This window comes from Methanococcoides methylutens, from assembly GCF_000765475.1.
In the GTDB taxonomy this organism is placed as follows: Archaea; Halobacteriota; Methanosarcinia; order Methanosarcinales; family Methanosarcinaceae; genus Methanococcoides; species Methanococcoides methylutens.
Genome location: NZ_JRHO01000014.1, coordinates 225491 through 249448, shown reverse-complemented (window position 1 = coordinate 249448; position 23958 = coordinate 225491). Strand labels below are relative to the sequence as shown.

Annotated in this window: 26 protein-coding genes and 1 tRNA gene; 8 read left to right on the top strand and 19 right to left on the bottom strand. The window is 41.0% G+C overall.

Annotated elements, in window-relative coordinates; genetic code table 11:
* Positions 1-8: 8 nt before the first annotated feature.
* From LI82_RS08420 to LI82_RS12785, 5 genes are all read left to right on the top strand, one after another.
* Positions 9-638 (top strand): ABC transporter ATP-binding protein, encoded by a 630-nt coding sequence (locus LI82_RS08420; protein ID WP_048194989.1) that lies wholly within the window; start codon positions 9-11, stop codon positions 636-638.
* A complete protein-coding gene (locus tag LI82_RS08415; RefSeq protein ID WP_048194987.1) occupies positions 639-1436 on the top strand; it encodes an ABC transporter permease in 798 nt (265 codons plus the stop codon).
* A gap of 129 nt (positions 1437-1565) precedes the next feature.
* Positions 1566-2081 carry a YbaY family lipoprotein gene (locus LI82_RS08410; RefSeq protein WP_048194986.1) on the top strand — a complete coding sequence of 172 codons (516 nt, stop codon included), beginning with the start codon at positions 1566-1568 and terminating at the stop codon, positions 2079-2081.
* A 34-nt stretch (positions 2082-2115) separates the two neighbouring features.
* Positions 2116-2445 carry a hypothetical protein gene (locus LI82_RS08405; RefSeq protein WP_048194984.1) on the top strand — a complete coding sequence of 110 codons (330 nt, stop codon included), beginning with the start codon at positions 2116-2118 and terminating at the stop codon, positions 2443-2445.
* A 20-nt stretch (positions 2446-2465) separates the two neighbouring features.
* Positions 2466-3980, top strand: a complete 1515-nt coding sequence (locus tag LI82_RS12785) for a protease inhibitor I42 family protein (protein WP_081955794.1) — start codon at positions 2466-2468, stop codon at positions 3978-3980.
* A gap of 33 nt (positions 3981-4013) precedes the next feature.
* Here LI82_RS12785 and LI82_RS08395 read toward each other — a convergent pair whose 3' ends face one another.
* Positions 4014-4556, bottom strand: coding sequence for a M23 family metallopeptidase (locus tag LI82_RS08395; protein ID WP_048194982.1), 543 nt, complete (start codon positions 4554-4556; stop codon positions 4014-4016).
* Positions 4557-4620: 64 nt separating this feature from the next.
* Between LI82_RS08395 and LI82_RS08390 the strand changes: the two genes are divergently transcribed.
* Positions 4621-4920, top strand: coding sequence for a carboxymuconolactone decarboxylase family protein (locus tag LI82_RS08390; protein WP_048194980.1), 300 nt, complete (start codon positions 4621-4623; stop codon positions 4918-4920).
* A 73-nt stretch (positions 4921-4993) separates the two neighbouring features.
* On the opposite strand, the gene LI82_RS08385 is transcribed toward LI82_RS08390, so the two are convergent.
* From LI82_RS08385 to LI82_RS08345, 10 genes are all read right to left on the bottom strand, one after another.
* The gene (locus LI82_RS08385) at positions 4994-5797 is read right to left on the bottom strand and encodes an epoxyqueuosine reductase (protein WP_048194979.1); all 804 of its coding nucleotides are present in this window, start codon (positions 5795-5797) and stop codon (positions 4994-4996) included.
* A gap of 45 nt (positions 5798-5842) precedes the next feature.
* Positions 5843-6358 (bottom strand): gamma carbonic anhydrase family protein, encoded by a 516-nt coding sequence (locus tag LI82_RS08380; RefSeq protein ID WP_048194978.1) that lies wholly within the window; start codon positions 6356-6358, stop codon positions 5843-5845.
* Positions 6359-6631: 273 nt separating this feature from the next.
* The gene (locus LI82_RS08375; protein ID WP_048196155.1) at positions 6632-7612 is read right to left on the bottom strand and encodes a radical SAM protein; all 981 of its coding nucleotides are present in this window, start codon (positions 7610-7612) and stop codon (positions 6632-6634) included.
* A 68-nt stretch (positions 7613-7680) separates the two neighbouring features.
* Positions 7681-8196 carry a DUF134 domain-containing protein gene (locus LI82_RS08370; RefSeq protein ID WP_048194976.1) on the bottom strand — a complete coding sequence of 172 codons (516 nt, stop codon included), beginning with the start codon at positions 8194-8196 and terminating at the stop codon, positions 7681-7683.
* Between the two features lie 99 nt (positions 8197-8295).
* Positions 8296-8418, bottom strand: a complete 123-nt coding sequence (locus LI82_RS13575) for a hypothetical protein (RefSeq protein ID WP_269078523.1) — start codon at positions 8416-8418, stop codon at positions 8296-8298.
* A 76-nt stretch (positions 8419-8494) separates the two neighbouring features.
* Complete coding sequence (locus LI82_RS08365) at positions 8495-8866, bottom strand: hypothetical protein (RefSeq protein WP_048194974.1); 372 nt, start codon at positions 8864-8866, stop codon at positions 8495-8497.
* Positions 8867-9855: 989 nt separating this feature from the next.
* Entirely contained in the window at positions 9856-10011 is a 156-nt protein-coding gene (locus LI82_RS12780) for a CxxC-x17-CxxC domain-containing protein (protein WP_081955793.1), read from the bottom strand.
* A 548-nt stretch (positions 10012-10559) separates the two neighbouring features.
* Complete coding sequence (locus tag LI82_RS08355; RefSeq protein WP_052402844.1) at positions 10560-12725, bottom strand: ATP-binding protein; 2166 nt, start codon at positions 12723-12725, stop codon at positions 10560-10562.
* Positions 12726-13384: 659 nt separating this feature from the next.
* Complete coding sequence (locus LI82_RS12515; protein WP_052402842.1) at positions 13385-14365, bottom strand: hypothetical protein; 981 nt, start codon at positions 14363-14365, stop codon at positions 13385-13387.
* A 42-nt stretch (positions 14366-14407) separates the two neighbouring features.
* A complete protein-coding gene (locus tag LI82_RS08345; RefSeq protein WP_048194968.1) occupies positions 14408-15841 on the bottom strand; it encodes a right-handed parallel beta-helix repeat-containing protein in 1434 nt (477 codons plus the stop codon).
* A gap of 205 nt (positions 15842-16046) precedes the next feature.
* Between LI82_RS08345 and LI82_RS13425 the strand changes: the two genes are divergently transcribed.
* Together LI82_RS13425 and LI82_RS13420 are read left to right on the top strand one after the other, a co-directional pair.
* Positions 16047-16247, top strand: coding sequence for a hypothetical protein (locus tag LI82_RS13425; RefSeq protein WP_236622719.1), 201 nt, complete (start codon positions 16047-16049; stop codon positions 16245-16247).
* 99 nt (positions 16248-16346) lie between these two features.
* Positions 16347-16784, top strand: a complete 438-nt coding sequence (locus LI82_RS13420; protein WP_236622718.1) for a 4Fe-4S double cluster binding domain-containing protein — start codon at positions 16347-16349, stop codon at positions 16782-16784.
* Positions 16785-16814: 30 nt separating this feature from the next.
* On the opposite strand, the gene LI82_RS08335 is transcribed toward LI82_RS13420, so the two are convergent.
* From LI82_RS08335 to argF, 8 genes are all read right to left on the bottom strand, one after another.
* Positions 16815-18527 carry a hypothetical protein gene (locus LI82_RS08335; RefSeq protein ID WP_048194967.1) on the bottom strand — a complete coding sequence of 571 codons (1713 nt, stop codon included), beginning with the start codon at positions 18525-18527 and terminating at the stop codon, positions 16815-16817.
* Positions 18528-18701: 174 nt separating this feature from the next.
* Positions 18702-19277, bottom strand: a complete 576-nt coding sequence (locus LI82_RS08330) for a flavodoxin family protein (protein ID WP_048194965.1) — start codon at positions 19275-19277, stop codon at positions 18702-18704.
* Positions 19278-19411: 134 nt separating this feature from the next.
* Positions 19412-19753 (bottom strand): hypothetical protein, encoded by a 342-nt coding sequence (locus LI82_RS08325; protein WP_048194963.1) that lies wholly within the window; start codon positions 19751-19753, stop codon positions 19412-19414.
* Between the two features lie 440 nt (positions 19754-20193).
* Positions 20194-20727 carry a J domain-containing protein gene (locus LI82_RS08320; protein WP_048194961.1) on the bottom strand — a complete coding sequence of 178 codons (534 nt, stop codon included), beginning with the start codon at positions 20725-20727 and terminating at the stop codon, positions 20194-20196.
* 684 nt (positions 20728-21411) lie between these two features.
* Entirely contained in the window at positions 21412-22002 is a 591-nt protein-coding gene (locus LI82_RS08305) for a GNAT family N-acetyltransferase (RefSeq protein ID WP_048194955.1), read from the bottom strand.
* A gap of 165 nt (positions 22003-22167) precedes the next feature.
* Positions 22168-22255, bottom strand: a tRNA-Leu gene (locus LI82_RS08300).
* Positions 22256-22467: 212 nt separating this feature from the next.
* Entirely contained in the window at positions 22468-22671 is a 204-nt protein-coding gene (locus LI82_RS08295; RefSeq protein WP_236622748.1) for a hypothetical protein, read from the bottom strand.
* A 377-nt stretch (positions 22672-23048) separates the two neighbouring features.
* The gene (gene argF / locus LI82_RS08290; protein ID WP_048194951.1) at positions 23049-23954 is read right to left on the bottom strand and encodes an ornithine carbamoyltransferase; all 906 of its coding nucleotides are present in this window, start codon (positions 23952-23954) and stop codon (positions 23049-23051) included.
* Positions 23955-23958: the final 4 nt, after the last annotated feature.

Sequence of the window (23958 nt, the reverse complement as noted above, 5' to 3'; positions counted from 1 at the left end):
ACAAGCTTATGAGCTCAGAACTTTTGAAATATGAAGATATTTCCATCCGCTATGGGGAGAAGGAGGTATTGTCTCACTTCAACCTTGATATTAAGAAAGGGGATCGGATTCTGCTGAAAGGCAGGTCCGGTTCAGGTAAGTCCACACTTTTAAAGATGCCAATGGGCTTTGCCCATCCTACAAGCGGAAGCCTCTATTTTAACAACCGGTTGCTTGATAGCAATACTGTATGGGATGCAAGGAAAAGGATCGCTTATGTTTCACAGGACCTTGATATCTACGAAGGTTCGGTGAACGAATTTATCGAGGAAGTATTCTCCTATTCTTTCAATGAAGGAAAACTGGACAGGACCAAGCTCAGAAGGCTTCTTGTTTATCTGGGATTTGAGAAAGACGTTCTTGAAATGGATTTCGAGGACCTGTCCGGTGGCGAGAAGCAGAGAATAGGCATAATCATGTCAGTGCTGATTGGAAAGGATGTCTACCTGCTCGATGAGATCACTTCGTCCCTTGATGTTGCACTGAAAGAAAAGGTGGCTAATTATTTCCTGGAGCGCAAGGAATGGACACTCGTGGTGATATCCCATGATGATGTCTGGGAAAAGCAAAATGTAAGAATCGTGCCGGTGGGTGTTTGAATGGAAGCTGTTGATATTACCTATCTATCCCTCATGGCATGTTTCCTTTTACTTGCAATTCCTCTGTTTGTAAGTCATTATCTTAAGCTCGGGATAATCCATGATACAGTTGTTTCGGCTTCAAGAATGGTCGTACAACTTTCTTTTGTGGGTTTTTTCCTTACAGTGCTTTTTGACCTGAACAATTCAGTCGTGAATCTTTTGTGGTTAATGTTAATGGTCCTTGCAGCAACTCATTCCACCATAAATGATGTTGGTCTTGACCTGAAAAAGTTGCTACTGCCGACACTTGCTTCATTTATAGTAGGAAACTTCCTGATAATCGTTTACTTCAATGCGTTTGTTGTAGATCTTGAGAATCTCTTTGATGCCCGGTACCTGATACCCATATTCGGCATGTTCCTTGGAAATTCCCTGAGAGGAAATCTCGTAAGCATCAGTAACTTCTATGATACGATACGGAGAAACGAGAATCGTTATCTGTACAGTCTGTCTCTGGGTGCGAAAAAACATGAAGCTATTCTTCCCTATGCCAGAAAAAGTCTTAACCTTGCATTGAAGCCCTCGATCGCAAGCATGTCCACAATTGGTATCGTCTCACTGCCAGGGATGATGACCGGTCAGATAATAGCAGGTTCCAGTCCGATCCTCGCTATCAAATATCAGATGGCCATAATGGTTGGGATCTATGTTTCCACCGTAATGACGGTTGCCATTGGTATATTTATGACCATGCGTTCAAGTTTCGATGATTATGGTATCCTTAAGGAAGATATCTTCAGGCCAACAAAGGCCTGATATGGATATTTCCTCTCTTTTTTCACTAAATTTCCCGATTCCAAGACTACGAATTATTTTGTAGCTTAAATAAATGATTTATATCTACGGATCATTTGTTCATTTAGTTAATAGTGAGGAATGGTCAACATGAAAAAATATTTTGTATTCAGCCTGACACTTTTGTTAGTAATGGCCGCTGCATTTTCAATGGGCTGCACGGAAAACGGTTCAGATGGGCCAGCAGATGACGTTAGTGAAACTGATGAAGTAAACGATCACGAAGCGGGTGAAGATAATGGAGATCTGACACTGGGAGAAAATGGTGTTCAGGGAATGATAATCTTTGACGAACCTGTGGAGTCTTTCTCTAATGCTACCATATATCTGAAGGTTAATGACGTAAGTCTTCAGGACGTTGCATCAGTTGTCATGTCAGAAGACACCATTGATGATGTTTCCATGGATGCTGGTGACATTCAGCCAGTTCCATACATGATCTATCATCCTGAGCTTGATGAAAGAATGACATATTCACTTTCAGTACACGTAGATGTAGATGGTGATGGAAGCCTTTCAAACGGTGACTACTACACTACTACTTCACATAAGGTGCCTAATGAACCTGGAGTACATGATCTGGATGTTCATGTGGAAATGATCTGATAATAACGTCTAAAGAAAAAAGGGGACTATCGTCATGGAATGTGCATCAAATCCCGTAAACGTAGATAAGTTCCTGATCCTTCCTATTTCTGAAGGGTCAAGAACCGTAACTGAAGTGCTTTCAAGAGAAGGCTCTTTCAGGATACTGGAAGTGCTTTCTGAAGATTTGCTTTCTGTCAGGGAAATTTCCCGGAAGACCGGTCTTCCCTTTGTGGATGCTGAAGCTAAGGTCATGGCCCTGATGGAGTCCGATCTTGTAGAGATAAAGAGCAGATCCTCCGGTCTGGAGGGGAAAGAAGATATCTACGGACCTGCTAAAAGGTTTGTAGCATTCTCTTCTGAAGACAAAAGCATGGTTGTATGAGATCAACCTCTGGTGCGAACATGGTCACTAAAGACGTTGAAAATAAGAACAAGGCTGAAACTGAAGATGCAGATCAGGACAGTTCGGACAATGTAGTTGTACTTCCGCTCAATGAGGATTCAAAGAAGATCACGCAGACGCTTTCCAATGAGAAGTCCCTGAAGATCCTGGACCTTCTTTCCGAAGAGCCGATGTCTGCAACGGATATCTCTAAAAAGCTCGGTCTTTCAATTACCACTATTAAGTACAACATTGACAGTTTGCTGGAAGCTGATCTTATCAAAGTTCACAGGATCAAATGGAGTGAGAAAGGTCGTGAGGTCAAGATCTACGAGCCTGTGCAGAAACTGATCGTAGTGGCTCCCGGGAACATGAATGTCAACAGGGCTTCCATAATCAGCATGCTACAGCAGTATATCGGTGTTATCGGTGCTGCATTCCTTGGTGCTGCAGGGCTTCAGTACTTGTCAAGGCCTGTTGCTATCGAGGATGGAGGCATGCTCTCAGCACCTGCCATGATGGCTTATGATGTGGAAGAGGAAGTTCTGCGTGAAGCACCTATGGATATGGCTCCTTCGCTTGTTGCTGATGAGGCTGCAGGAGAAGTTGCAAAGGTAGTTCATGAGGAAGCTGCTCCCCAGCTGATGGACAGCGTTCATACGTTCTTTTCGAACTTTTCCGATAACATCGGTCTCTGGTTCTTCCTGGGATGTCTTTTTGCTGTCCTGCTAATGATGTTAAAAGGACGCTACTATGACAATGCCAGCAGTTCTACTAAGAGGTCTGTAAAACGCTATCTTCTACCTCTTATGCTCGTTGGAGTGGTGATAGCTGCACTTTCCGTGGGAATGGCCCCGGCGGAGGATGATCAGTTCGCTTTCCCTGAGATCGAGAAAATACCGGCGGACTATGTTTTCACAGAAGAGGACAATGGTACTACAGTATCTGTCAAAGCTGGAAGTATAGTACGCATTGATGTTGATGCACCATCGGAAGGCTACTGGTCTCTTTCAGATCGCGATGACCTTTCCATTATGGAAGAAGGATATGGATACTCATCAACATACAGCCCTGTGGATGATGATTCTGCATATGGATGGACCTTTGGGACATTGTCCATTGGTGAGAAATCAATATTGGCAGAATACAATTCCTGGAATGGAGACTCCTATGTCCCGAACGATTTCGAGATGACCCTGGTCGTGGAAGGGGATAATGAATTTTATCCGTCCTTCATCGTAGATGGCTACTATTTTGGAGATGCGATCGAGATAAAAGAAGGCGAATGGATGCTTATCAGGCTGTTCGAATCAACAGCAGATACCTATGTCTGGAACATGACCTTGACGGACGGTCTCCAGGTAAGAGGGGATGAGTTCATCCCGCAATCTGAAGGTTCCCTTTATGGACAGCATGAATGGGAAATAGAGGCAATTGCAGCTGGTGAGCAGAATATTTCTGCCATATACATGCAACCAGAAGTGAACCTTACAGGATATGAGCAGACCCTTGACCTTACGGTCAGGGTTCTGTGATTATTTATTGAGATTTTCACCTTCTTTTCTATTTTAATGACTTTCAATAGACCTAAGGTATTCAGTAGGGTCGAGAAGCTTTTTTGGCCGTTCGTCTCCGAACCAGTTGCCTCCTAGATAATCCTTGTCTTCAACGACAGGATCTTTTTCCCACAGCTCTAAGTGGAGCATGCTGGGATTTTTATCTTTTAGTTTCTGAATGTATTCGGGAGCATTCCCGTCAATCTTGTCACTGTTCAGCACAGTACCGACATATCCGATCAGCTGCCCGGCTTCAACAGTATCTCTTACCTTTACGTTCGAGGAACCAAGTTCTCCATATTTGCAGAAAAGTCCGGAATGGTTTCTGATGATTATGTAATGTGTTTCATTCCAGTAAGATATCATTTCGGGTGATGTCATTATACCGACGTCAATAACTTCCCCACTCTCAATAGCAATAACAGGTTCACCTTCAGGTGCATAAATGTCGATACCGCAATGGTGACGGTCTTTCCTATCCTCCCAGAAGGAACCGCTTTCCCCGTTCTTCCGAAGAATGTTCTCCGTCTTTTCAGGTAAGGGAAACTTTTTCATCCATTTTGATTATGAACAAATTCATATATATTCCTGTCAGTCTTAAAATGAAGGTGATCATAAAATGTCAGAAAATCCACTTCAGGTCATAATAGATTCCGATGCAGACTTTTTCCAGCTTCTTGAGGATACACGTATAACTTCTTTCGAAGAAGATGGCATCCCGTTAAAATACAAGCTCCTTATGGCAATGGTACTTGATGCATCAAAAGGTGCTGTGAACGGCGTAACATCCCTTGCAGTACAGGCAATGGAAGCAGGAGCTACAAAAGAAGAGGTTATGCAGGCAGTAAAGGTCACTCATTACATCTGCGGTGTCGGAAGTGTCTATGTTGCTGCAAATGCTTTAAAGGATGTCCTCTGATCTTTTTCCTTTTTTTCTTTCTGATCTTATCACTCAGCACAGGTCAGTTGTTCCCTATCCTTCCATTTTTCAGTTATTTTCCGCCATATGATCGGACATGTTCCCAGGCACGATGGTAATCTTTAAACTTATCCTTCTTTTCATACATTGAAGCATCTTCCCTTCCGTAGGTTTTGCGATCCTCTCCGATCGGACAGACCTTTATACATATCCCGCAAGGTGAAATCTCTCGTTTGTTCAGCTCATCGCTAAAGGATGCACAGGCTTTCTTGTCGGTTATTCCTTCCGGATAGTCCTTTTCCTCAAGTGTATTTGACGGACACATCCTGACACAACGCATGCAATGGTTGCATAGCTGCTTTTCTATGATGTTGTCCGGTTCGAGCTCGGCAGTGGTCAGGATCGTGCCGAAGCGCACCCTTGGTCCGTATCCAGGAGTGAGGATGGTATTGTTGACCCCGAAGTTTCCAAGACCTGCAAGGAATGCAGCATGTCGGTGTGAAAAGAAAGCAACGGGATTATCCAGAAGTACCTTGATAGAACCGTATCCATCCCTTGGAATGAAGATAGAAGGATAACCTTTCTCAGTAAGGAAGTTTGACAGTCGGTAGGTGTACTGGTCCAGCAGGTTGTTCACTGTCTTGTAGAGCTCGCGGTAGTATATCGACGGAGACGTCTCCAGCACAGGGAGTGTTACCGGCAGTCCGATGACTATTGCAGACCTTGCTTCAGGGTAGATGGACTGAGGATGGAATTCTTCAGGTATCCATGGATGGAACCGGGGCTTTTCCCAGAGCTCAACATTGGCCACCCCTACCAGAGGGATCTCCATTTCCCTGCATTTTTCCAGAAGGGCTTCTTTCAGTTGTTGTTCCATAGTACCTCATTCCTTTGGATCAATTAACGGATATGTGATGATCGATCAGTTCTTCTTCTGCTTCCTATATTCTGCTGCCAGCCTCACATATTCTGCTGCATTTTCCCTTATCATTACAGCATCCTCAGGTGTGGCTTCCCTTCTTACTTTCCCGGGAACTCCTGTGATAACGCTGTTAGGCGGGAATTTCTTGCCTGGTGGAACAAGTGCATTGGCACCAACGATGGAATTCTCTCCGATCTCGACCTCGTCAAGTACTGTGGAGTTCATGCCTATGAGAACATTGTCCCCGATCTTACAGCTATGCAGGACCGCCCCGTGACCTACGGTCACATCGTCCCCGATCTCGGTTGGAGTTGCGGGGTCGGTGTGGATAACTGAATTGTCCTGGATGCTTGTGCGGTTTCCAATCTTTATTTTATCCATGTCTGCCCGGAGGACTGCATTGAACCAGATGCTTGAGTTCTCGCCTACGAACACGTCTCCGATGATGTCTGCGGAATCTGCAATGAATGCAGTTTCAGCAACGATCGGTCCCTTGTCCTTGAATTTTAATAGCATGTATCTCACCTGCTTAGTTATTTCTGTTTTATTTGTGGTGTGCCGGGCTATTTAGTCCTATGGATAGCAGCAAATTCGTTTGGTGAATACTATATGAGCAATATATGAAGTTATGAGTTTATGGATTCCTATCTATGAAACAATTTCCAATTTTTGGAAATTTTGAATGGACGGGAGATATTGTGACTAATAGGTTCATTGCACGGAGTGTGATGGGTGCAATTTACCCGGAGGTCCACATATCTCCCGAATAATTGTAATAAACTGAATAAGTTATGTGGGACGATAGTATGTCCCGTTCTCAGATAAGATCTCAATGATCTTCTGTTCTCCGACCAGTCCTTCAAGTATCGGGGCAAGCTCCTCCTTACCGATATCCAGCGATTGCACCACCTGCTCAAATGTACAGGGCCTGCGGAGTATGAGGTCATATACCTCGTCCACAAGGTTCTCGTGCTTTATGTTCGATCTTTTTCTCTTGAGTCCCTTAAGTACAAGTCTGACTCTTTCTCTTCCCAGCTCCTCATCGAACTTCTGCGCGATCTCCTTGAGCCTTGTCTCAGGAACAGGTATGATAAAATCTTCAGCCGGAGGTCGGCTTGTGGTCAGAATTTCTATCTCATCCGGATCGATATATCTGAGGACTTCGATCAGCTTCCCGACCTCCTCGTCGCTTGAATTAACAGGATAGTCGTTGGTCGAGTCAAGCAGCATGACCTCTATGGCAACCTTCGGCCCCTTCATCTTCTGCAGTTCCCGAAGTCCTTCGATGATGTCCTGAAGTTCGATCCCTCCCGCTGGCCTGTTGATGGCCTGGAATGTCTTTTCGTTCCCTGAGACCAGGGTCGCGACCACAAGGTCTGCTTTCGAAAGATTTTCTCTGACATCCTTCCTGTTAACGAGTGAAGAGTTCGTGATCACACAAATGGGAATATCGCTGATCTGTCTGATCTGCTCTATCATGTTTCCCAGTTCCAGGTTCAGTGTAGGTTCACATGTTCCTGAAAATGTGATGTAGTCAAGATCATCCACTTTCTTGTGGTAGTTAGTGATGCCATCGATCACTTCTTCAGTTGTTACGGGATCGGTAACGTCTGAAGGGGTCGATATTTTCCAGTCCACATGTCCGAGCTGACAGTATACACAGTCAAAATTGCAGTTCTTCCTGAACTCTCTCTTTTTGATAATGTCGATTCCAAGCGATCTTCCAAGCCTTCTTGAAAGTATAGGTCCGTAGATGATCCTTGATTTCATTTTGATCACTTTTGTTGATGGCATTCCGGTGTTCCTGTGAGATCCTGCAAGTTTGCTTCTCTGCCTGATCATTTCCTGATCATAGGTTTCCCGCATTCGGGACAGGTCATCTGAGCACAGGGAACTCCTGGCTGATGAGCTTGTTCATAACCACAGCTTGGGCATTTACATTCTCCTCCGGGTCCGGCAGTTCCTGCTCCCTTTCCTCCGCGGAAGCCTCTCTGTCCTCTACCCTGACCCTGATTCTGTCCTCCGACTGGTCCCTGGCCCATCGGTCCTGTTCCGTCCTTTCCTGGCATTGTATAGTCTCCTCCTTCTACTCGAATTGATTTTCCATGTACAAGAGCATCTGCGATCTTTTGCAGTGTTCTCTGGAGCGTCCTTTGAAAGGTGGACTGGTGTATTTCCATAGTTTGGGCAGCACTATCCTGCTTCATCTTTTCAAGATAGCTCAGCCTAAGGGTTTCCAGTTCATCAATAGTTATGTTGACCTCTTCCAGATCTTTCAGGCAAGTGCCTGATGGTTTGAAATGCCTTACATTGTGGTCGAAATTAACCATTCTTCTTTTTCTCGGGCGTCCCATAGTTATGCATTATAATGCATAACATTGATAAAGCTTTTGATTTCGTTCTATGGATGTTTGTGATGCAGAAAATCAAAAAAAAGAAGATTTATGTTGCTTTTAGTAGTCTTCTGGTAGCATTATTCTGTACTTGCCAAGCTCGTTTAATGATATGAATGTCTGCTGTTTCTCCCCGTTTGGCAGTTCGATTTTACCTGAATAAAACGATTCTGTTTCATCCATGAATCGATGAGATGAATTCCTTAAAATGCTTAAGGATTGATTCAATAGGTCTAACAGATTAGGCACATTAATATTATCAGCCATGAAAACCACGAATTACATCAAAGATGCTCTGAATTATTGACTTTACAATAAGCTTGGTAGGAGTTATTGTTGCCAGCATAATCATATCCCACGTAGCTTTACCAGCATCTAATGCTCTTTTTGAGGAGCAATCTAAAATTAGGAATAGTACAACCACACCAATGCATAATGTGATGATCGGCAAATATTTTTGGCTTCTGCTAACTACAAGTCCAATCACCAAACTTTCGATGATATCACTTAATGATCTATCAGGTCTCATTTCACTTAAAAAATGATTAGATTTGTTAAATAAATTTTTACCACAATTCTTAGAACGATTAATGTGCGAGATTGTAGGAAGGTTGAAATTTAATCCTTGCATTCTTTGTTTTCTTGATTTTTGAGATAGCGTCGTCCTCTCTCATATGACATACGATTGCTGTCTTCTAGTACCCATTCTAAACCTTCGAGCTGACTTTTTATAAATGTCGTTGCAGATGGTTCCCCATATCTATTACAACGTTCTATAAGCCGTTTAAGCTCATATATGCGGTCAGCGATTTCATCCTCGGTTTTCCTGTGAGGATCTGGTTTCCATATTGTGAAATCGTTGTGGCAGCTCTCTTTTAATGTCCATTCCACACCGCGCTTTTTACTCTAGAATAAGTCTGAGCTACTGTATTCCTTTAACTCCATACATCTTTCAATCATCTTATCAAGTTGTTCAATATATGCCAAGACTTCGATTTTAGGTTTCATACAAAAATCATCTCAATTAAGTTCTGCTTATTTTACAAATTTCCAGAACAGTCCACCTACTAAGATATAAAGAATGCTTAAAGGACCAATTGTATCCCATCTTTCAGATAACGATATGAATAATATGATAATCGCTATTGGTATACTAATTGCCAAAAAATTTCTAAATTTAGACATCATGATTGTTCTCGCCTATTATTCGAATATATTAAAACAACAGATCACTTATTTTCATCTGTTAGCAAGCAACAATCTTTAGGCAGTTCTGAGATATAATACTTACCTCACAAATTTTGAATCTTAGAATGTTGAGTAACTAGAATCCTGAAATGTTAAATTCATAATGAACAGCTACAATGAGTTAGAAGGTAGAGGTAGGTAATGATATTGGAGTATAAGAGAATGTTTAGTGTGGAGGATGTACATGAAAACCAAGATGTTACAGCAATTCCACAATGAACCTGAACGGCTCCTGCAAATCATAAGCAAGACTGCTTAAAAAATAGTTTCAAAATTTAATCCGAAAATAAATCGTGCGATCATTATAGAAATGTTCTATCTAACCGCACATTTCACTTTGAGCTTTTAAAAAATATTATCATTCACATCCACTTAGTCTTTTTTAGGTGGTTTGTGTTTCTGGAAGCACTCCTTGCAGTATACCGGTCTTTTTGGGTCCGGTACGAAAGGTACGTGTGTTTCCTGGCCGCAGTTAGTACATTTTGATTTGTGCATATCTCTTGGCCCTTTGAAATCTATTTTTTTCATTTGTCTCCCTCCCTTTGTCACATATGAACTACTTATATTCCACGCAATGCTTTATTGAAGCTACTTGTCCAGTTTGCTTGCAGGGGGTGCAACAGGTTGGTCATAACACATGAAATGGGCATAACCTTTCTGCCAGATACTGATCTTCTGAATCATTTCTCTTCGTCAATATTTCAGCATAGATCTCAGCATAAATATGAACGTAAATACAGTATATCCAGAAAATCTGAAATACCCCAAATTGCATTTCCCCAATAAAAAAATGTGTTCAATTTAATATATATTTATTGGATGACCCCAAGATGGATCTGTTGAGGGAGATGATCATCGACATGCTTTATGCTGAATGGATGGGGGTAACGGGATCAGTGTAAATGTATAACTTACACGGTAAGATCAATGGTATCAACAGGTGGTGCATAGCTAAAGGCAATATCGATGGCAATAGCAGATTTAGTGATATTACTGATCTCAATATAGGGTGTTTTACAAACGATGAGTGTCAGTGATAATCAGTGATAATGTCACTAATACTCCTGAATAGGATCTTATTGAACTTTGCCCTCAATAGGAACTGCGAATGTGAAGGTACTTCCATTTCCAACTTCACTTTCGACCCAGATCTCACCATCATGCATTTCAACAAACTTCTTGACGAGTGCAAGGCCAAGGCCGGTGCCCTCATAGTCTCTGGTAGTTGAAGAATCCACCTGATAGAAATGGTTGAACAGTTTATCTTGGTCTTCTGGTGAAATGCCGATACCACTGTCCTTTACAGAAATATGCACAAAGTCCTCTGAGACTTTTCCTTCGATTGTCACTGATCCTCCCTCATCTGTGAACTTTATGGCATTGCTCAAGAGGTTGTAAAGGATCTGCTTGAATTTTTGCATGTCTGCTTTTATGGTAGACACTTTAATATCGATGTCAGATGTCAGGTCAATGTCCTTCTTTGATGCAATAGGTACCATCAATGCTTCTACTTCATCAATAGCATCGGATACAAAGAATTCATTAATCTGAACTTCCATTTTTCCGCTTTCGATATTTGAGAGGTCAAGAAGATCATTGATCAGCTCCAAAAGATGGTTTCCATGTCTAAGAACATTAGATATGTATTTCTTCTGATCTTCATTCAAAGAGCCGTAATTTTCACTGGAAAGTATATCAGAGAATCCGATGATCAAAGTAAGAGGAGTTCTTAGCTCATGGCTCATATTAGAGATGAACTCTGACTTGGCCCGGCTTGCATCTTCGGCAGCGAGTTTTGCTTTTAGCATTGCTTCCACTGCATTCTGATGCTCTCTAATATCTCTTGCAGTGGAGATTATGGCTGGCTTGCCAGCATATTCAATAATACGGTTGCTTGTTTCTATAGGAATGGGAGTACCGTCCTTACGGATAGCCATGCTTTCAAATATAGCATGTCCATCCTCGTGTAATTGTTTGATACTATCGGATACTTTTGATGCATATTCAGAAGAATCCAGATCCTTTAATGTCATACTCAGTATTTCATCCCGGCTGTAACCTGTGAATTCACAAGCAACTTCGTTTACTTCCAATATGGTACCTTCTGAATCGTATATTATAATTGGATCATTAGAATTATTAAAAAATGATTTGAATTTAGATTCCGATCTCTGCAAAGCAACAATTGCTTTTTCATTGCTCTTTGTAAGCTTGTTCATATTATCCAGCATTTGATTGAGGCCCAGAGGAATCTTCTTAAAATCAACCTGTACATTGGTATCAGCCCTTGTATCAAAATTTCCAGTTAATGCATTATCGGATATCAATTTAAAATCATTTAGCATCTTTTTTATGGTCTGGTCTGTCGACCGTGAGATCATATAAGCGATCCCGCCCACTAGAATAATTGAAAATAGCGACATAAAGATGAGCCGATTCCTTAAAATCGTTACTCCTGCAAGCATTTCATCTTTTGGAGCACAGAGTACAAAACTATAGGTCCCTTCATTAATAGGTTCATAGAACATCACAATTTCTCTGCCCGTGTCAGGGTCCATTGTTTCGATGTATCCACTCTTCCCCTCTTTGATGTCGGTTGCCATCTCCGATATTTCTGGAACACCAAAGTCATTTAGCGTCTTTGTACCAATCCATTCCTTATGCTCCGGATGGGACAATAGCATTCCACTATTACTTGTAACAAAAGCATAACCAGTCTCAAAAGCATCAATATTAGAAACAACCTCGTCAAAATATTCTAGCGACACATCAACCCCGCTAATTCCAACGAACTCACCATTTCTGATAATAGGAGAATCATAGCTCACCATCAGTATTCCCCGGTAAAAGTAAGGTTCTATGACCACGGTTTGTTTGAGTTTTTTTGGAAGCTGGTAATATTCTGAAGTTTCATAATCCACAAGAGGTTCAACACTGATTAGACCGTTTATCCTGTTCCAGAATGGTATAAACCGTCCAGTCTCATCATGACCTTCCTCTCCTATAAATTCAGCATCCTTCCCATCAAAAGCATTTGGTTCATAACCAACATAAACTCCAACCAGCTGGGGGTTTTCCAGAAGTATGCCTTTTAGCATATCGTTGACCTCATCCCTGTCAGCTGAATCGTAATTGCTCATTGCTGTTGAGATCGTTTTAACAATACCTTGGTTTGTTCTTGCATTACCATCGAAATAATTTGCATAGTTCTTGGTAAGTTCTATGGACTGCTGATATGCCATTTCCTCCTGTTGATCTGTTACTGTAGAAATACTAACTATTGCAGATACAGACAGAACTAAAAAAGCACCTAAGGTAACATATAAAAATACTTTTTTTCCCAGGGATATATTACTTAATTCCATTTCAATAAACTCAGATTGTATGATTTTTAACAAATATGAACTTTGGCGCCCTACCATTTTTTTTCATATATATATACATTCCTCCCTATCTGGTACATAGTGGACAAGAAGGACAAGACCTCAGGCAATTAGAATGTAATTAATACCCCAAATTATACATCCAATTTACAACAATCCAAATAAATTCTATAATGAATTCATTTATAATTTTGAATCCCTTCTACCGAACTCATGGATCTCAAGGGATCGATTTCAGGGCTTGCCCATAAAGTCCCCTACATTGTGGTCAAATGCCCCACTTTATAGTCAAATAGCCTACTTTGTGGTCAAATTACATATAGGCAACCAATTTCCGACTATTACAAGGACAGAAAATCATTATTTGGTTGTAAAATGTGATATTCAAATTTCATCAATATTACCACTTTGCCCGAAAAATAGAACACTTATTGGACAACAACATAAATTTTCGGACAAGATGCAAAACATAACATCCATTGATGTGTTTTTGTGAATCCTATCCAATAATACATCTTTTATTCTACAATTATCGTTACATTATTGGATTGCACTTCTCCTACCCAGTAAGGCTCAGTGATGGATTCGCCCATAGAAGTATGGTACACTGCATTAAGTGTGTATTCTCCCTCTGTCAAATTCCAGCATTTTGAGCTTCTCGTATCATTGATGGATTGAGCTGGTCGAAGTTCTACGAGAGCTTCATTTGTTAACCTAACCCTTGAAATTACCCCGCACTCATACCAGACTTCATTATTGTTTGAATCATAGAAATGAATATCATAACTCACTTGTTCTTCCATATTCCAGACATTGATAGTATTTTCTCCAATGTTTGTCAATGTTAAGTGAATATCAAATGTTTCGTTCTTTAGAACGATTGTCTTTTCAGGAATGACTGTGAAATTCAATTCTCCCTTTTGGTTTTTTGGTATGAATTTACTCATAGTTCTTTCAAAACAAGTAACCGCATAACCAAGCAATGGTGCTCTGAGTGAACCCGAACTATAGATGACATGGACAACTTTTCCATCATATTTTTTATTGGTTTGCTCTATGTAATAAGATTTAGATCCAGTATCGATTTTGCCTAATATAACATCATCTGCTACTGTTAATAGGGCAGAGCTGTCTGAGCTTCCAATAACTTTTCCTTTGTAAGTCTTGATACGTGAAGATATATCTGGATTAGTGGACGTAATCGTTTCCTGGAGCTCCACTTCAACATCTTCATCCAGCAATCTTAATTCCACGGTACCATTGGCAGCAGATGTCTTAAATTTTTCAGGATTGGTAACTACAATTTCATAATCATTCAATAACCAGGAGAATCTATCAATTGTTCTTATGTCATAATCGATTTTCTCAAATATTCTGTTCTCATCTGGAATTTCGGTTGTTTTCGTAAAATGATCTCCGAATATGTATCCTGCAGTCACTAAAGATGCAAGAATCAACAAGATTATACCAAATTTCCTAATAGTTTTCAAATTAAGCATTTCCCATACTCTCAACAGTCTCTTTATCAAGTCTGTTGCATCTTATTCTCTTCTCATAATCATGAATGCGATTCCCACCATAATCAATGTCAGCACGGAACCGATGAAAGGCATCTCAGCAATTCCCCTGTCGTTGATGTAGTTGATACCGATGTTATTTTCAGAAACATTTGCAACGAGACCTTTGCCATTGTCGAATAGATGATTTCCACTCACGGTATTGTTATTGCTGGAATCTTCAAGGAACTTGCAATATTTGAAATCATGTGTTATGACATCGGTATTCACTCTTTTATTATTGGATTGATTAAGATTGATACCGTGATAACCGTTCAAGTTTGCAGTATTATCAATGATCGTATTGAAGGTGGAAGACTTAAGGTATATCCCATGCACTTTGTTCGAGTTTGCAGTGTTTCCCTCGATACTGTTGTTACTGATTTCATTCAGATAGATACCATATTGTTCGTTCGAATTTGCAGTATTATTGATCAATGAGTTATGGTCGCTGTAATAATACAACAGGATTCCGTGCTCATTATTCGAAGCAGTGTTGTTTCCCAGATAATTGCCCCAGGAAAAATCATTAAGATAGATTCCATGTTCACCGTTTGAATTTGCTGTGTTGCCTTCCAGCACGTTGTAATGAGAAGAATCAAGGTAGATACCGTCACGTTTGTTGAAGTTTGCAGTGTTATTTATAAGTGTGAGATTTGAGGCTTCTCTAATGTAGATACCATGTTCGTTGTCCGAAGCTCTGTTATTGATAAACGTATTGTCGTTGCTATAAAAGTGCAAAACAATAGCAATCCCGTTGTTCGAAATGTTGTTATTGTTAAATGTGTTATTAGAGCCTCCATACATAAGGATGCCTCCTTCATTGTTCAGTACAGCATTATTACTCAGTTCGCTGTTGTTGGAACTCGACAAAAAGATGGCGATACGGTTGCCTGACGCAGTATTATTACTCAGTACATTATTGCTGGATCCCTCCAAAAAGACACCTATGCTATTGTTGAACAATCGATTGTTAGTAATAATACAACCTTGGACCTCAGTATCCTTTACGGGAACAAATACAGGAACTCCATCAAGATATATTCCATAGGCAGGACTGTTTTTTTCAGTGCTATTGGCACCTTTTATGTTAAATCCGCTGATTGTTACGTTATTTGCAGTCACATGAAATACAGAATCATTTGAGTCTGCGGCTTGAACAGCCGTATCATCTGGATTTCCAGATTCCGCAACTATTGCTAATTCTTTGTTTACATCAACGTTTTCTGAATACTTCCCAGGATAAACAAAGATCGTATCACCATTATTTGCAGCGTCGATGGCTGCCTGTATGGTAGTATAATCTACAGTCCCACTATCGTCGACAATAATCGTATCTGCCGCAGCACTACCTGTGACCATAGTTAAAAAACCAATTGCCATTATAATGTAAAAAATGTGATGTGATTTCACTTGCATCTATAACAACTCCTCAACATTGGGAATATATTTTAGTTGGTAGTATATCAATACATCGGACAAATATGACAACTGTGAATTACAAATGCTGAAATTTGATACATTTTTCAGGAATCGATAATAATAGATGGTAATACCACTTGACTTTATGGTCAACTGTAGCACTTTGTGGTCAAATTGCGTAGTTTGTGGTCAAGAGGACTTTATGGGCAAGCCCTCGATTTCAAAAAAGGCTTTATCCGAGGGGTTCCAGCTCTTTGGTGTTTCAGATATCAATAAGCTGGAAAAAGTTGAATTTCCATCCGGTCGCGGACTTATGCGACCATCTGAGGTCATGTCGGATGCAAGGTCCCTGTTTGTTCTGGGTATGGCTATAAGTGATAACGGAATGAATACTGCTATATAGAATACTGGGTCATCATCGGCTGAAAATACTGAATGTCATATCCTTTATTATGAAGTAACCGAAGCTCGTGCCTGGAGGCTCGTATCCTGGCTTAAAGATATGGGCTATAATGCCACACCAAGCCATGATGTACACATAAAGGTAGCAGCACATCTTGCAGGATTAGGTTTTATCGGACACAATACTCAGGTAATAACTTCTGAGTATGGTCCAAGAGTTCGATGGATAGCAGTATTGACCGATGCAGAACTCGAGCCGGATGAGCCATATGCTCATGATCTTTGTGCAGAGCAACCACGCTGTCAGGAAAGGTCAATATGTGTCAAAAGTTGTCCATATCAGGCTATAATTCCAGGTCCTTCTCAGGGGGTAGCTCCCGGTGAGAAGGTGATCCGCGATAAGTGCGTGGTGGCGCATAAATTTGACAAGGATCTCGAAGATAAGTGGGCAAAACACTTTCAACAGATCTCCAATTTTGGTTTTGTATCATGCACCATCTGCAACCTCGTGTGTCCTTATGGAAAAGCGGATGGCTAAAAACCACCCGCCATAAATCCACAAAAAGTCTTAGAACCCAAGTGCCATGCGGATCAGCACTATCAGTCCAACTAAAAGGTTGAGCACGACCAGTCCGCCAATGACCATGACACCCATCTTGATCTTTCCGGTATCCATGTTCAGGAAGGACAGAGCATTCTGGACGGAATCCATTGTGTCATTCGCTTTTGAAAGGGTCTCCTGGGACTCTGTCAGGTTCGCGTTCAGGTTGTCAAGGAGCTGGTCTATGCGTGGTTGCTCTTCTGTCCTGACATTTTCCAGCACTCCGTGAAGTTCGTCCAGCGTCTTCGGGATTATTCCGGGCTCTTCCACCCACTTATTTGATAGGAGTTCGTACTTCCTTTCGAGCTTCAGGGACTGTCTGTAGTAGAAGGTCTTCTGGGCTTTGAGCAGGTCGTAGTTTCTCTGGTATCCATCGAATTTTGTGCTAAGGGATGCAGATATTTTCGCACCATGTGGCTGCATTGTGAGCATTGAGTATTTAGGAGATTTCGCAACAGCCATGTTGAATTTATGCATGTTCTCCATGCTGGCTTTTGCTGCCTCGGGAGTGTAAGTGGCTGCTGCTGAACGCATTTCACGTTCTTCTACGGCCATGTCTCTTGAAATTTCCCTGTCAATATCCGTTCCGGAGGTTCTCTCTGCTCTCTTGATGAAATGATTGTCAGTTATCCTTTCATGTCTGATCGCTGTACCTGTTCTTTCGATATCGGCTCGGTGTGGTTCTTCCTTTTCGATGAGATCCTCATCAGTTATTCTTTCGTGCCTGATATCCGTAGCTGCATTTCTAATATCGGTTCGATCTTCTTCCCTGACAATATCATCCTTGTATGGCTTTTCTGCTACTATGTCTCCGAGGTTTCCTACATGAGTCCCTTCATGTACAATATCTCCTGCATGGATGTTTGCTCCGGCGATACCAATGGACCCCATGTTTATATCGAACTTCTTCTCCGGGAACTGCTCGATGACATTTGAAAGCTGGGCAGTGACCGTGTCCTTTCTGGCGATCAGGCCTTGATAATACTGCTTGTCCTTCTGGAGCATTTCCAGATGGGCCTGTATGCTGGGGCTGAGTTCTGTGATAGCAACCGGAACCTTCTTTTTCGTAATAAAAAGTTTTTTGACTTCCTGAAGTACTTCCTCGCTGACCTCCAAGTTGTCATCAAGGGAATCCAGTATGTCCTCGATCATTGGCTGTTCAATGGTATTGAAGCGCTCAAGTGCTTCTTTGGCATTATAAATACTGTTGGCAAGGACGCCCGGTTCCTGATAGAATATGTCATGGATCTCTTTCCTGACAGTTGCAAGCCTTGCCATTATCTGGAACTTCTTAATGACATTCTGCATATCACTGATCATGTCCCAGAAATCAAAGCTGAAATCGTTTGTGTCTTCGACTCCCATTTCGGTAAGCTTGTTCACAAGACGTGTCTCTTCCTGTCGAAGTGCACTCAGCCTGTCCTTTTCTTCATCCCAGAGATCATCTTCATCCCTTGGGGTCATTCTTTTTATTGTCAGCAGCTCTTCTGCTTCTTTAAGTGTTGATTCCAGCTGTTCTCCCACAGCTTCAATTGTTGAACCAATGACTGCGATCGCCAGTCCTGCTTGTTCTGCTGCATCTCCGGCAGACTCTGCAGCATTACCTGCCTGGTAAGCAGCTTTTCCGAGAGTGTATAAACCGCCTGTACAAACACCCGCAACGACATCAAACCATCCCATGATATTTTCCTCCTGCTTTATTCCCTGTCAAAATTATATATGCTACTCATTTTATATATTTAAAAACATATAAGCATGATGACTGTATGTATAAATTTCAATATATTACTTAAAAAAGACGATGGGGAAACATTCCCTATGGTACCGTAAAAAGAATGTCTGTTTTGCAGACTTTCAATCTCTTATCTTTTCCATTAGCCATGCCATGTTCTTACCAAGAGTTTCCATGGTCTGAACTCCTTCTCCGTCTGACTCCACATCTCCTGGCGTGAGGCCTATTCCTACATTCCAGTAGCTCGAACCCGGGATTATCATTTCAGATATCGTGAAGAAATGGTTGATAGAATCAAAAGCATGGAGTGCGCCTGCTCTTCTCACAGCCACGACCGCTGCTCCGACCTTACGTTTGAAAAGCTCTCCGTTTGCTTTACCAACAAATCCGGCTCTTTCGATCAGTGCTTTTGTTTCTGCACTCAGGTCTGCAAAATATGTAGGAGTTGCAATTATTATACCATCGGCTTCGATCATCTTTTCAATACACTCATTGACAATGTCATTCTCAATGACACAACGCTTGTCCTTTTTATCAAAACATTTCATGCAGGCGGTACAGCCACGAACAGCATTACCACCAATCTGTACCATCTCAGTTTCAATTCCTTCCTTCTCAAGTTCTTCCAGTACATGTCCGACAAGGTGTGATGTGTTTCCTTCTTTTCTGGGACTTCCGTTGAATGCTACAACTTTCATGATATTCCTCCGATTTTCCGAAATAGATCGAATTAGTAGTATGATACGAACAATATCAATGCTAAATAGGGATCAAGTAAAAAAAGAAAGAGTAAGTGGCTTTCATGCCGATCAACTATCAGTGACCTGATTATTTAATTTTTAGCCTTCCTCATACTTTTCATCTTGTCAAGTTCAGCTTCAAGTTCCTGGATCTTCATTTCATCGATCTTATCTGAAAGGCTTTCCAGTTCCTGATCAGCCATCTTGATCGTACAGTGTAGCTTTTCAATGATGTTCTTTTCCAGATTAAGCTTCTGCTTTTTTGTTTCACTCACAAGGTCTTCAACGAGCATCTTTCCTTCTTCTTTGCTCATTGTGCCTTCTTCGATCTTGTCCTTGACTAATTCCTTGATCTTCTCTTCTGATAGTGCTGCCAGTCCTGCACCGATCAAAGCTGTTGCCCCTAATAGACCCATTTTCTTCATCTTGTCCATTTATTTTCACTCCCATTGTTATTTATGAAATATTCAGATCTTGATTAGTACCTTATTGAAGCTGCTTGTTCAGTTTGCTTGTAGGGTGCAATAGGCTGGTAATAGCAAATGTCCTGGCCATTACCTTTCTGATAGATTGCGATTTTCTGTATCATGTCCATTCGTCAACATTTCAGCATAGGTCTCAGTATGAATTTCAGCACAAAGACGAACTTCAATCTGTATTGATCCAGAAAATCTGCAATACCCCGAATTGCATTTCCCCGCTAAAAAAAGGTGTGTGATTTAATATATAATTATTGGAAGATATCAAGGCCGAGTTTTTGAGAAAGAAAAGTATTGATCTACTTATACTCGTTGAAATGACAAGATTGGAGGTAGTCGCATAATTAAACAATGAAAATTAAAATATTTTTTAATAATTTGAAGTTGAAGAGATCTTATGTCAATTCTCTCTTCAGTATCTTGTGTGCAATATTTAGCTTCTTGAATTTTTCAGTGTCCCCAGTTGGCATATCCGGGTGCAATTCTTTTGCCATCAATTTGTATTTTTTATTAATGATCTCAAAATCGGTCTCATCATGGTCACAATCAAAAAATTCTCGTGCCTCTGCTCGCTTATTATAAACATCAGAATCTTCTTTAAACTCTAATATAAAATCCGATAGTGTTTTTTCTTCAGAAAGGACTCTATCGATTTCGATCTCAATGACCCTGGATAGGATATGAAGATTTTCGACATATTTATTTTGCAGGTTATGACTGTAATGCATCCGATGGTCTGATAGATACCAGGTTGCAGAAGCTTTAGCTTTTTTCATCGCGAGACGTTCGAGAGGAATATCAATATCATTTTCGTTAATGCCGATCTTTCTTAATACAGTAATAATATTATTCTTAAATTGCATAGCTCTTCGATTGCCAGCACTCTTTATTATGATGGGATCGATCTCGTGTCCTTTTATTTTTACCATTTAATTCACTCATTTTCGTTTTTGAAGAATTCACTAGTACTATCCACCTTTATATAACCATATGCATATTCGGTGTATTGGGACTGGTGAAAAGGTACACAGATGGAGCAACGGCTTCATCGAGAGTATTTTTATAATCATTCCACGCGAGCAGGCAATAGCTGTAAAGGAGAAGATCTCGCTCTATCATGCGATTTTCTGAAAGGCTTCTTCTCAGCCGTTCATTGATAATGAAACTGGTGAACTCAAGGAAGGCTCTCATTATTTCAGACCATTGAAGAAGAAATAATGTAGCATGTTGATCCTTTTGGGTATTATTTCGATGGTGGGTTTTGTATTCCTTAATTTCCATCAACTATGTTCTCTGCAACTGAAGATCTAGAGGAACCGCCCGAGCAATTGTAGAGACCCTTGGACATGGAATGTTCCCCACTAACAAAAATAGCATTAAATACTCTGTCTGCAAACTTTTTTGGGACAACCGTAAACGAAGGGGGATTTAGTCCAGTTATACGACTCATTGTATCATCACCTGTAACTACAAAGCATTCTCAATAATATATATATCTATTCTAATTAATTACTGCAAGTAATATATGTTTTTTGCTGGTGTCGGATATCCCTGAAATATTGTCTTTGGCTCAGCTTGATCTTGGGATACTTTTGATTCCGTGTTACTCACTATCATTGGTATGTGGTTTTCAATGCTTCCATTCTCTCTTTGGAAATATCTTTTTTCAATAAAGCGAAAAGAAGCCTGTCATGCCATTTGCCGTTATGTGACCAGTATTTTCTTTGTCTTCCTTCCGACTGGAAACCTGATCTTCTCATTGTTTTTTCAGAGGCCACATTACCTTCTGTACAATCACCTGTGATCCTGAATGCATCAAGTACATTGAATGCATAATATACAAGGAACTCACAGGCAGCACTTCCATATCCCTTTCTCCATTGGCTATCATCGATCTGGTATCCAATGAGGTAATTCCCATTGGTGAACTCTATCGGGAACAAGGCACATTGGCCTATAAATTTACCCGTGTCCTTTTCCCTGATCGTGAATACATTGATGTGCGGTATCTTATCTTCTTTTAAGGATCCCTCTATTGAGCTGATAAGTGGTGAAAAATAGGCAATTGTATCTTCTTCTGTAGTTGGTCCGAAGAACATGTACTTGCAAACACTTTCCTTAGAAAGCATTTCTGCTATCTCTTTTAGGTCTGCTTCTGTACAATAGCTAAAAACGATGTTATCCTTACTCCACTCTAGCTTCATTTGTAACCTTCCAAATCAAAACAATTCAATGTTCTAATAACTATTTTTAGAGCATCAACTTTTATATCTTTTTTTATCGGATTGTTCTAAAAACGCAGAAAGATCTTTTGGATAGGTAAAACATCTGGCAAATATACTATTGCCAATAAAACAGCTTAAAAGAATTGGTGCGAGAGAAGGGATTCGAACCCTTGTACTCCTACGAGACTAGGCTCTGAACCTAGCGCCTTTGGCCTGGCTGGGCAACCCTCGCAACGTGGTTAGCCAATAGTAGTGTTTTTCATTATTAAGCGTTGTGGTTATGGAAATCTGTTGGCTTGATTTGGTTGCCTGGAACCAGCTATAGAATGTAGAACAACTGTTCTTTTCTTTATGGTTTCGAGAAATAGAGTTCTTTTTAGAGAACTATGTCTTTAATATTGGGAAAAAAGAAAAAGAGAGGGGTGTAAGGTGTTACATCCACTTTTAGTCTGTTTCAAGAGCTACAAGGGAAAGGCCTAATTTCTTTTCCAGCTCTTTTACTTCTTTGACGCCTTCATCATCGAGTTCTGCATATTTGATGTCCTCATCAGAGAAAGCGATAAGGGTTATGCCCAGTTTTCCTTCTGCAGCACTAATTGCATCCATATTTTCTTTGCTTAATTTTGAGAATGTCCACATATCTATCACCAATATGCATATATAACCAACATAACTAATATCTCTTTCCCTTAATTTAGAACGTTAGGCAATTTGCTGATTTGGATCAAATAAGTTAGAAAGTATTTGGTATTGTATTGAAAAAAGATCCGGGGAGGTTTTCAAAAGAGGTTCGGAGGTTGTCTTGAATGCCCCGGTCTTCAAAAGAGTCAATAAAGGAGTCGATCAAGAGAAGAAGAAACAGGACTCTTGATCTAATTTATAGATTGTTGTCGTTCATATATAACCTAACCCATTTCTAATCGGCGACTGATGCGTAAAATGGAATGTGGTCTCAAAATGGACAACGGCTTTAAAATTGGACAAAGCCTTCTCAATGGAAGAAAAAAGAAAATGTGGATGGCATATCATGCCATCAGTTTCAGTATAAGAGCCTTCTGTGCGTGCAGGCGGTTCTCTGCCTGGTCAAATACCACGGAATGAGGTCCTTCCATAACCTCTGCTGAGATCTCCTCGCCTCTGTGTGCAGGCAGGCAATGCATAACGATCACGTTGTGTTTTGAGAGAGCGACCAGTTCGGAATTGATCTGGTAGTCTGCGAGGTCGCTTAGCCTTTTGTCCCTCTCTTCCTCATCACCCATGGATACCCACACATCGGTATACAATACATCTGCATCCCTTGCGGCTTCCTGCGGATCGTTCGTGACGTTAATATTTCCGCCAAGTTCCCTTCCCTTTGCTACGATGTCTGCATTTGGCTCGTAGCCTTCAGGACATGCAACAGCGATCTCCATGCCAACGAGAGCACAGCCGAGAATAAGTGAATTACATACGTTGTTACCGTCACCGATCCATGCGAACTTCAATCCTTTAAGGCTGTTCTTGTATTCACGGATGGTCAGGAAATCCGCCAGTATCTGGCATGGGTGTTCAAGGTCGGAAAGTGCATTAATTACCGGTACCTGTGAATGAGCAGCAAGATCCTCAACGGTCTTGTGGCTGTTCACCCTTGCAGTGATCCCTGCAACATAGCGGGAGAGCACCTGGGCAGTGTCTGAAACGGTTTCGCCGCGTCCGATCTGTATATCTCTTGAATTAAGGTAAATGGAGTGTCCTCCAAGGTCGCTCATAGCAACCTCGAATGAAACCCTTGTCCTTGTGGATGATTTTTCGAATATCATCGCAAGGCTTTTGTTCTTAAGCAGGTCTGTGACCTTTCCGCGTACCCTCTTCTCCTTGAGGTCTTCTGCCATATCAAGGATCTCGATGATCTCATCGGATGTCAGGTCGGTCATTGATAGTAAATGTTTCATGTTA

Coding starts and splice junctions, on each gene's coding strand:
- LI82_RS08365 (WP_048194974.1), bottom strand. CDS start 8,866: ATGCAAGGATTAAATTTCAACCTTCCTACAATCTCGCACATTAATCGT.
- LI82_RS08330 (WP_048194965.1), bottom strand. CDS start 19,277: ATGAAAGTTGTAGCATTCAACGGAAGTCCCAGAAAAGAAGGAAACACA.
- LI82_RS12515 (WP_052402842.1), bottom strand. CDS start 14,365: ATGCTTAATTTGAAAACTATTAGGAAATTTGGTATAATCTTGTTGATT.
- LI82_RS13575 (WP_269078523.1), bottom strand. CDS start 8,418: ATGGATGAAACAGAATCGTTTTATTCAGGTAAAATCGAACTGCCAAAC.
- LI82_RS08375 (WP_048196155.1), bottom strand. CDS start 7,612: ATGAAATCAAGGATCATCTACGGACCTATACTTTCAAGAAGGCTTGGA.
- LI82_RS13425 (WP_236622719.1), top strand. CDS start 16,047: ATGGGCAAGCCCTCGATTTCAAAAAAGGCTTTATCCGAGGGGTTCCAG.
- LI82_RS08335 (WP_048194967.1), bottom strand. CDS start 18,527: ATGGGATGGTTTGATGTCGTTGCGGGTGTTTGTACAGGCGGTTTATAC.
- LI82_RS08325 (WP_048194963.1), bottom strand. CDS start 19,753: ATGGACAAGATGAAGAAAATGGGTCTATTAGGGGCAACAGCTTTGATC.
- LI82_RS08305 (WP_048194955.1), bottom strand. CDS start 22,002: ATGAAGCTAGAGTGGAGTAAGGATAACATCGTTTTTAGCTATTGTACA.
- LI82_RS08320 (WP_048194961.1), bottom strand. CDS start 20,727: ATGGTAAAAATAAAAGGACACGAGATCGATCCCATCATAATAAAGAGT.
- LI82_RS08385 (WP_048194979.1), bottom strand. CDS start 5,797: ATGGAACAACAACTGAAAGAAGCCCTTCTGGAAAAATGCAGGGAAATG.
- LI82_RS08395 (WP_048194982.1), bottom strand. CDS start 4,556: ATGAAAAAGTTTCCCTTACCTGAAAAGACGGAGAACATTCTTCGGAAG.
- LI82_RS08355 (WP_052402844.1), bottom strand. CDS start 12,725: ATGGCATATCAGCAGTCCATAGAACTTACCAAGAACTATGCAAATTAT.
- LI82_RS08405 (WP_048194984.1), top strand. CDS start 2,116: ATGGAATGTGCATCAAATCCCGTAAACGTAGATAAGTTCCTGATCCTT.
- LI82_RS08415 (WP_048194987.1), top strand. CDS start 639: ATGGAAGCTGTTGATATTACCTATCTATCCCTCATGGCATGTTTCCTT.
- LI82_RS13420 (WP_236622718.1), top strand. CDS start 16,347: ATGGGCTATAATGCCACACCAAGCCATGATGTACACATAAAGGTAGCA.
- LI82_RS08345 (WP_048194968.1), bottom strand. CDS start 15,841: ATGCAAGTGAAATCACATCACATTTTTTACATTATAATGGCAATTGGT.
- LI82_RS12785 (WP_081955794.1), top strand. CDS start 2,466: ATGGTCACTAAAGACGTTGAAAATAAGAACAAGGCTGAAACTGAAGAT.
- LI82_RS08390 (WP_048194980.1), top strand. CDS start 4,621: ATGTCAGAAAATCCACTTCAGGTCATAATAGATTCCGATGCAGACTTT.
- LI82_RS08380 (WP_048194978.1), bottom strand. CDS start 6,358: ATGCTATTAAAATTCAAGGACAAGGGACCGATCGTTGCTGAAACTGCA.
- LI82_RS12780 (WP_081955793.1), bottom strand. CDS start 10,011: ATGAAAAAAATAGATTTCAAAGGGCCAAGAGATATGCACAAATCAAAA.
- LI82_RS08370 (WP_048194976.1), bottom strand. CDS start 8,196: ATGGGACGCCCGAGAAAAAGAAGAATGGTTAATTTCGACCACAATGTA.
- argF (WP_048194951.1), bottom strand. CDS start 23,954: ATGAAACATTTACTATCAATGACCGACCTGACATCCGATGAGATCATC.
- LI82_RS08420 (WP_048194989.1), top strand. CDS start 9: ATGAGCTCAGAACTTTTGAAATATGAAGATATTTCCATCCGCTATGGG.
- LI82_RS08410 (WP_048194986.1), top strand. CDS start 1,566: ATGAAAAAATATTTTGTATTCAGCCTGACACTTTTGTTAGTAATGGCC.